The sequence below is a fragment of the Bacillota bacterium LX-D genome (assembly GCA_031628995.1).
Taxonomy (GTDB): domain Bacteria; phylum Bacillota; class DUOV01; order DUOV01; family Zhaonellaceae; genus JAVLUO01.
Window position 1 is genome coordinate 26,401 of sequence record JAVLUO010000015.1, and the last position, 7,793, is coordinate 34,193.

At 35.2% G+C, this 7,793-nt stretch carries 8 protein-coding genes and 1 pseudogene; 7 read left to right on the forward strand and 2 right to left on the reverse strand.

Annotated features, from left to right (window positions below; all coding sequences use genetic code 11):
• Positions 1–217 precede the first annotated feature (217 nt).
• Positions 218–532: pseudogene (locus RDV78_10575) on the forward strand (transposase).
• A 233-nt stretch (positions 533–765) separates the two neighbouring features.
• Here RDV78_10575 and RDV78_10580 read toward each other — a convergent pair.
• Positions 766–1,059 carry a metalloregulator ArsR/SmtB family transcription factor gene (locus RDV78_10580; protein MDS1030885.1) on the reverse strand — a complete coding sequence of 98 codons (294 nt, stop codon included), beginning with the start codon at positions 1,057–1,059 and terminating at the stop codon, positions 766–768.
• A gap of 104 nt (positions 1,060–1,163) precedes the next feature.
• On the opposite strand from RDV78_10580, the gene RDV78_10585 reads away from it, so the two are divergent.
• The 4 genes from RDV78_10585 (at position 1,164) to RDV78_10600 (ending at position 4,455) form a co-directional block, all read left to right on the forward strand.
• The gene (locus RDV78_10585; protein ID MDS1030886.1) at positions 1,164–1,778 is read left to right on the forward strand and encodes a uracil-DNA glycosylase; all 615 of its coding nucleotides are present in this window, start codon (positions 1,164–1,166) and stop codon (positions 1,776–1,778) included.
• 63 nt (positions 1,779–1,841) lie between these two features.
• Entirely contained in the window at positions 1,842–2,018 is a 177-nt protein-coding gene (locus RDV78_10590) for a hypothetical protein (GenBank protein MDS1030887.1), read from the forward strand.
• Between the two features lie 175 nt (positions 2,019–2,193).
• The gene (locus RDV78_10595; protein ID MDS1030888.1) at positions 2,194–3,678 is read left to right on the forward strand and encodes a PLP-dependent aminotransferase family protein; all 1,485 of its coding nucleotides are present in this window, start codon (positions 2,194–2,196) and stop codon (positions 3,676–3,678) included.
• A gap of 87 nt (positions 3,679–3,765) precedes the next feature.
• Positions 3,766–4,455, forward strand: coding sequence for a metallophosphoesterase (locus tag RDV78_10600; GenBank protein ID MDS1030889.1), 690 nt, complete (start codon positions 3,766–3,768; stop codon positions 4,453–4,455).
• A 7-nt stretch (positions 4,456–4,462) separates the two neighbouring features.
• Here RDV78_10600 and RDV78_10605 read toward each other — a convergent pair whose 3' ends face one another.
• Positions 4,463–5,161 (reverse strand): rhomboid family intramembrane serine protease, encoded by a 699-nt coding sequence (locus RDV78_10605; protein ID MDS1030890.1) that lies wholly within the window; start codon positions 5,159–5,161, stop codon positions 4,463–4,465.
• A gap of 158 nt (positions 5,162–5,319) precedes the next feature.
• Between RDV78_10605 and RDV78_10610 the strand changes: the two genes are divergently transcribed.
• Complete coding sequence (locus tag RDV78_10610; protein MDS1030891.1) at positions 5,320–6,732, forward strand: aspartate aminotransferase family protein; 1,413 nt, start codon at positions 5,320–5,322, stop codon at positions 6,730–6,732.
• Positions 6,733–6,862: 130 nt separating this feature from the next.
• Complete coding sequence (locus tag RDV78_10615; GenBank protein MDS1030892.1) at positions 6,863–7,180, forward strand: transposase; 318 nt, start codon at positions 6,863–6,865, stop codon at positions 7,178–7,180.
• Positions 7,181–7,793: the final 613 nt, after the last annotated feature.

The window sequence follows — 7,793 nt, forward strand, 5'->3', positions numbered from 1 at the left end:
AAATCTCACTGAATTTCCAGCTCTATTTGGATGATTAAATAACCGAATAGTAACTTAACACCAACCAAATAGCCCGTTCACTTTACCCTTGATTGGGAGAGGTTCGCATGGTAGGCTCTCTTCTGCCAAACAGGCACCTTCCCGTAGGGGGGTGGCTGGCATGACTGTTCTAAACCATCTAAAAACCTAAAAGTCTGCATTATGAAAGCATTCCTGCCAAGATATCCAGATTGGTATGGAATCAACTTCCGTTTACAGTTGGCATCCGGCCATGTTCCTTAATGAAGATGAAGCTTTAAGAAAGCGTCAGGCCAAGGTATATACCATCAATCCTAAGTTAATTAATAAGTTTAAAGAGGCTTATGTGGACTTAGATAAAACTGATGATATTGACGCCTGGATCATTGCTGATGGCTTGCGTTTCGGGAGGCTTCCTCTGACCATGGTTATACAGGAACAATATGTTGCTCTGCAAAGATTAACCCGGATGCGTTATCATCTCACTCAAAATTTGGTGCGAGAAAAACAATACTGCGTCTGATTGATGCGCTGCTACGTAACGATCAAATCTACACGCCTGAAAGGATGGTGCATAGATGAGGTAAACACCTCCTCGATATCCTTTGGTAATATTCAGTTTTTGCTAAATAAAACTGGGCTTCTTTGGTGTACCCTTTTTTGAGTAAAATTAGCTTTTAAATTTTCCAATTTCTAAATTTATGGGCTTGACATATTACCGCAGGACTTATAATAAAAATAATTAAGTTAGATTAGATCGAATAAGACTGTTAAAATATTTCTGACTTTAAAATTTGCGATGCTGTAATACACTTCAACACCAGATCTTTGGGCAGTTATGATTCCTGCTGTACGCAATTTAGCTAAATGCTGGGAAATAGTTGATTGAGGAATTTCCAAGCAGTCCTGCATTTTGCTGACATTACATTTTTTTTCCTCCAATAGTCCTTTTAAGATACATAGACGGACTGGATGGGCTATGATTTTTAAAAATTCAGCTTTTTCAGCTAGATCTTGTAAATCGCTTTTTTTATTTATCATAGTATCACTCACCATAAATTTTACTATTTTTATATTTATATATTAAAATAATACGATGGATATGTAAATAATTAATAAAAAAATTATGAAAAAATTGAGGTGCAATGATGAAGGGTTTAAATGAGTTAAAAGCAGCCATTGGAAACTGTACCAACTGTACGTTATATGAAACTAGAAGCTGTGTAGTTATGGATGAAGAAAGGGAAAGAGTTATTTTACTATTACTAGGAGAAGCGCCAGGAGGACATGAGGATAGAATCTCAGGAAAGCCCTTTTCAGGGGAGGCAGGACATATTTTAACAGATTTGTTAGAGAAGGTAGGCTTAAAGCGCAATCAATGTTATATTACTAATTCCGTAAAATGCCGTCCTACAAAGCCTTCACAGAAGGGAAGGTATGGACCTTACGCTAATCGCAAACCAAAAGTTTCTGAAATCAAAGCTTGTCGTTGTTTTTTAGAAAACGAAATTTCTTTACTAAAGCCTAAAGTAATCGCTACCCTGGGGGGAGTACCATTGGGCAGTATTTTACATAAATCTTCTGTTCGACTTGAGGAATACCATGGAAAACCATTTTTTTCTCAAGAATTTAATTGCTATGTTTTTCCTCTCTACCATCCAGCTAGTATTATTTACCGTCCCAGACTAGGACAAGTCTATGAAGAAGACTTAAATAAATTAAAGATTTTTTTAAGCAATAAATTTAATGAAAAAGGCTAAATAAATTAAAAAGTGTAAAAAATAATAATGCTTTAAAAATATTCAAGTATAGGAGGCAAAGCAATGCTGACAAAAGACATGGGTGCAATTAAGGTTAAGGCAATGCAGCAATATATACCAATTAAACAAAAAAGAAAAACTCGTGAAATTGTCAATAATGTTAAGGAGCCTTTAAATTATTACCCTACAGTCGAATCATATTTGGAAGAAGTGGTTAATCCAATTAAAGATGATAAATAGAAGCTAACTTCGATGCCTAGTACAAGGTTGCGCCGGACTGGACTTATAGCCGACGCAAAACCCATCTTACATTCATTTTGCAATTTGTTATAATATATGTATCGATGCAATTATGATGATAATCACCCATTTTTGATTTCAAATATTAATTAAAGAAATGCTAGGTGCGTTTAAAATGTTTAATGTGGAATCCATACAATTAGATAAAGATTCTAGTCAGGCTTTATATATTCAGTTGTATGTGGCATTGAAAACGTTAATTGAACGTGACAATATTAAAGTTAATGCTAAATTGCCGCCAATTCGAAAATTGGCGGAAGAGTTAGGAGTAAATTCTGTTACAGTAGTCAATGCTTATAAATTGTTAGAACAACATGGCTTAGTATATTCTAAAGTGGGTAGTGGAACATATGTAGCTCCACTTAAAGGCGTATCTGCTAAGGACCATAATAAAGCTGAAGATGAGTTTTATAACGAAGAATTGAAATTAATGGACCAAGGCCAAATCAAATTAAGATCAGGCATATTTAATTTTGCTAGCGCAACGCCTACCCCAGAATTATTTCCTGTTGATGATTTTAAAAATGTACTTAATGAAGTTCTAGATCGGGATAAGGGATATGCTTTTGGATATCAAGAAAGTCAAGGCTATTATCCATTAAGAGAGTCTATTGCAAATTATATTAATGATTTTGATTACAGTGTTTTGCCGGAAGATATTCAAATTATCTCTGGAGCCCAGCAGGGCATTGACATATTAGCAAAAGCATTATTAGAATTTGGAGATTATTTAATTGTTGAAAGCCCTACCTATACAGGAGCCATTGCTGCTTTCCGGTCCCGCGGGGCACAAATAATAGAAGTGCCAATGGAGCCTGACGGGATTAACTTAAATATTTTAGAGGATAAGCTGAAAAAATTTCATCCTAAATTTATTTATGTTATGCCCAATTTTCATAATCCTACAGGATATACTTATTCCTCCGCTAAACGTAGGATGTTATTAGAATTAGCAACTCGGTATAACACATTGGTTATTGAAGATGATTACTTGAGTGAACTTGATTATGCAGCAAGAAAACTAACCCCTTTAAAAGCTTTAGATAAACAAAACAATGTAATTTATCTCAAAAGCTTTTCTAAAATATTTATGCCTGGCCTTCGCTTGGCATTTTTGTCCGTTCCTAAAGAAATTTATAGTGGTGTTTTGGCTGCAAAACATACTTCTGATATTTCAACTTCCGGTTTAATCCAAAGAGCTTTTGATTTATATCTGCGCAAAGGTTTTTGGCAAAAACATATTGCTTTAATGCGAGAAATATATTACCAACGGTATAGAATAATGCTCCAAGCTTTAAAGCAATATTTGCCAAAGGAAATTGATTTTTTTCAACCTAAGGGGGGTTTGACTTTTTGGCTAGGATTGCCAGAGGGTTATTATACACAAGAATTATACTTGAACTGCGAAGAAAGGGATGTATTATTTATTCCTGGTTCAATCTTTTTTCCTCAGCCCCGTTTAAGCCGTTTTTTTCGCTTAAGTTTTGCCTCAGTTTATCCTGGAGATATTGCAGAAGGTATACGCATTTTATCTAAAGTAGCTCATCAAATGCTTCATAGTAAAAACTTTGAACACAGGGGATATACTCCTTTGCTTTAAGGATAAATCAGTTATCTTTAATGATTTGTCCATTTTATTTTGTCTTATGTTTTGAATCAATTGTAAAAAACTTTCTGGAGGATATAGATGGCTATCTATGCTTTAGCAGATCTTCACCTTTCCTTTTCTCAAGATAAACCTATGAATATTTTTGGAGAAAAATGGCAAAAACATTATGAAAAAATTAAAGCTAATTGGCAAGAATCTGTACAGGAAAACGATACTGTTTTACTTTGTGGAGACCATTCTTGGGGTTTAAAATTAGAAGAAGCTATTCCGGATCTAAGGTTTATAGGAATGCTTCCAGGACATAAAATTTTGATTAAAGGCAATCATGATCTATGGTGGCAAAGCCTCAAAAAAATGAAGGAGGTTATGCCGAGAAATATTTCAATCCTACAAAATATACACCTTGAAGTAGAAAATTATTATATTTGTGGAACTAGGGGATGGACTTGCCCTAACGACGATAATTTTAGTTCTCATGATTTAAAAATCTATGAGAGAGAATTATTAAGGCTGAAGAATTCTCTTCTTTCGGCTAAAAAAGCGGGGAATAAAGATATAATAGTAATGCTTCATTATCCACCTTTTAACAATCATCAGGAGCCTTCTGGATTCGTTAAATTAATGGAAGAATTTGAAGTAAAAATTTGTGTTTATGGACATTTACATAGTGACGCTCAGAAATATGCATTTAATGGCACTTGGAACCATATGGACTTTAAGTTAGTTTCCTGTGATTATGTTAATTTTAAGCCTGTTAAATTAGCATAAAAGTTAATTAATTATGCAGGTAAGAATTAAAGTGTCTAGCTTTTAATACTTTAATTAAAATAACTCCTGCTAGAAAACCGCCAATATGTGCCCACCAAGCAACAATTTGAGCAGCTTCATTAACTCTAAATACTGACAAGCCGTTAATTAATTGTAAAATAAACCATAAGAACAAAAAATAGATGGCTTTTACTTGGATAATTGTAATAAAAATGAAAATTGGCACAAGGGTTAAAATTTTAGAATGAGGAAAAACAATAAAATACGCTCCTAAAACACCAGCAATAGCACCGCTAGCTCCAATTAATGGAGATTGAGATAAAGGGTTGGCAAAAATATGTGCTATGCTCCCCGCGGCCCCGCAGACTAGGTAAAATAGTAAATATTTAAAATGACCAAGCCTATCTTCTACATTATCTCCAAAAACCCACAGGTAAAGCATATTTCCACCTAGATGCAGCAGGCTGCCGTGAATGAAAATAGAGGTTATTAAAGGTAAAAATGGTTGCCAATTGCCTGCTAGTATTTGGAACGGTGAAAAATGAGTTATTGCGCTAGGAATAACTCCATAGGTTTGAAAGTACGTTTCAAGTACAGTTTCTGGCAACATAGTTTGTCTAATAAAAACATAGATATTTATCAGGATTAAAAAATAGTTTACAAAAGGCAAAGTTCGTGGTCTTACACTATCACGTAAAGGAATCAAATTTTCAGCCCCTTTAATAATAAAGTAAAAGATAATATTCTAGGTTATGTAATCCTCTTTAGATTTATGTTACTTTTATTTTATTCCTTTAAATTATAAAATACCAATTAATCTTACTCAATGATTATTTTATTAGGCTATAATATTATTGGAAGAATATGCAAAGTTCGGAGGGGAGTATTTTGTCTAACTTATATACTATTGAAAAGGCCTTAGAATTATCCCGCCAGGAAATTAGGGACATGTATAAAGAATATGTTAATCCTGGTTTAGCCACTATGCTTTCTCTTTTAAATTTTGATAAAAAGTTTGTTAAAGCGGAAGGTACTAAAGTCTGGGATAATGAGGGCAATGTTTATTTAGACTTTTTAGGAGGTTATGGTGCCTTAAATTTCGGGCATAACCGTACGGAAATAATAGAGGCTGTGGAAATAGTCGAGAAGTTGCCTAATATATTACAAGCTTCTTTAAGTACCCTTGCAGCTGTGTTAGCTTATAATTTAGCCCAACTAACCCCAGGAGAACTAAAACGTTCGTTTTTTGGTAACAGTGGTGCAGAAGTTGTTGAAGGTGCTTTAAAGCTGGCTCGTGCAGCGACAAAAAGAAGCAAATTTGTTTATTGTAAAGGATCTTTTCATGGTAAATCTTTCGGAGCATTATCCGTAACGGGAAGAGAAAAATATCAAAAATGTTTTCAGCCCCTTTTACCCGATTGTAATGCTGTACCTTATGGAGACCTTACTGCTTTGGAAAAGATACTAAGAAATAAAGATGTAGCAGCATTTATTGTTGAACCTATTCAAGGTGAAGGAGGAATAATAATACCTCCTAAAGGATATTTGCAAAGGGCTAAAGAACTTTGCAAAGCATCTGAAACATTGCTTATTGTAGATGAGATTCAAACGGGCTTTGGCCGGACTGGTAATAATTTTGCTTGCGAATTAGAGCATGTGGAGCCGGATATTCTATGTTTGGCAAAATCTTTAGGAGGAGGCATTATGCCTATTGGGGCATATATAACCACTGAAAGGGTTTGGGATTCAGCCTACAATGGATTGGATAAAGCATTATTACATACTTCCACTTTTGGGGGTAATGCTAGAGCTGCAGCAGCGGGAATTGCGGCATGTAATTTACTAGTCAAGGATAATTTGGCACAACAGGCAAAGGAGAAAGGGGATTATTTGCTAGAAAAACTTAGTGTTTTTCAGAATAAATACCAATTAGTTAAAGCAATTAGGGGTAGGGGATTAATGATTGGCATTGAATTTGAAAAACAAGTAAATGGTGTAGTAAATAAAATTACTGGTGGTATGGTTAATAAATTATCAGAAGAATATCTAGCATCCTTAATTGCAGGAGAATTGCAAAATAGCTATAGAATCATCACTGCTTATACCTTAAATAATCCAAATGTAATTAGACTTGAACCACCCTTAACAGTATCTTATCAAGAATTAGATACTTTAGTTAATGCACTTGAAGATATTTTCAATAAACGCCATGGCTTTTTGGGTACAGCTATTGCCAGTGGAAAAACTATTATCAATACTATTTTTCGTAAAAACTAAATTACAGCTCCCAATTAATAAATTCTTTAGAATTATCAATACTAAAGTAAAATAAAAGTTGGGAGTGAGTAATTTATAATGAACCCAAAAACTTGACACAGAATTTTAAAATCTAAGTTATAATGAGATTATGAATAAGAGAAGAGTATTCACACCGGAACAAAAAGCGAATATCGTCCTCGAACTTTTGAAAGAAAGCAAAACTGTAAACGAGCTCGCCGCTGAGTACGAAATCCACCCTAACCAGCTTAAACGCTGGAAATCGGAAGCCTTAGAAAAGATGCATCTTGTCTTTGCTAAGGACAGCAATGATACTGAAAAGATAAAGAAAAAACATGAGGAAGAGGTTGAGGTTCTCACTAAGCAAATTGGGCAGCTGACTATTGAGGCCAACTGGCTTCAAGTAGAGATTACACAGAACGATCTGATATGGTTGACTGGGGAATAAATCTATCAGCATAAAGTGCCAGGCTGAACTTCTAACAGTGAACCGTACAGGCCTATACTACAAACCTGTGGGTATTAAGTAAGCCAATAAGCTGCATTACAATCCAATTCAACATCCCCTACCTTCGATGGATTCGTTGGGTGGATTGCCTCACGGATTTATTACATGCTCCCTAGAAGAACTAGCAAACTAATCTTATCGGTAAACAACAAAACAACCAAACCTTCATGCAACAGATTCGCAGAAGAATTTCAATACTGGAAAGACCTCTTGTGACCGCTCGCGGGGAAGGAAAAAGCTACATCTATGCCAATTTTAATCCCAAGTACGCCCAGTATGCCCTTACCATTCTCAGAACCTATTTCAACTTTTGTGTAGCTTACAAGACTAGCAAACGCCTCGCCACCCCTGCTCAACGTCTGGGTATAACGGAGAAGCAGTTCACCTTAAGGAATATTATCTATTTTCGTTAAAGAATCAAAGAAGACCGATGAGCTGAAAATGCTTTCGGTCTTCTTTTTTGTGCGCCCAGCATGGGCGCTTGCTCGTCGGTGAAAGTCCGATACGGGGGTTGATAGTGCCAACCGTTAGCCTAAGACAAGGGTGTCCATCG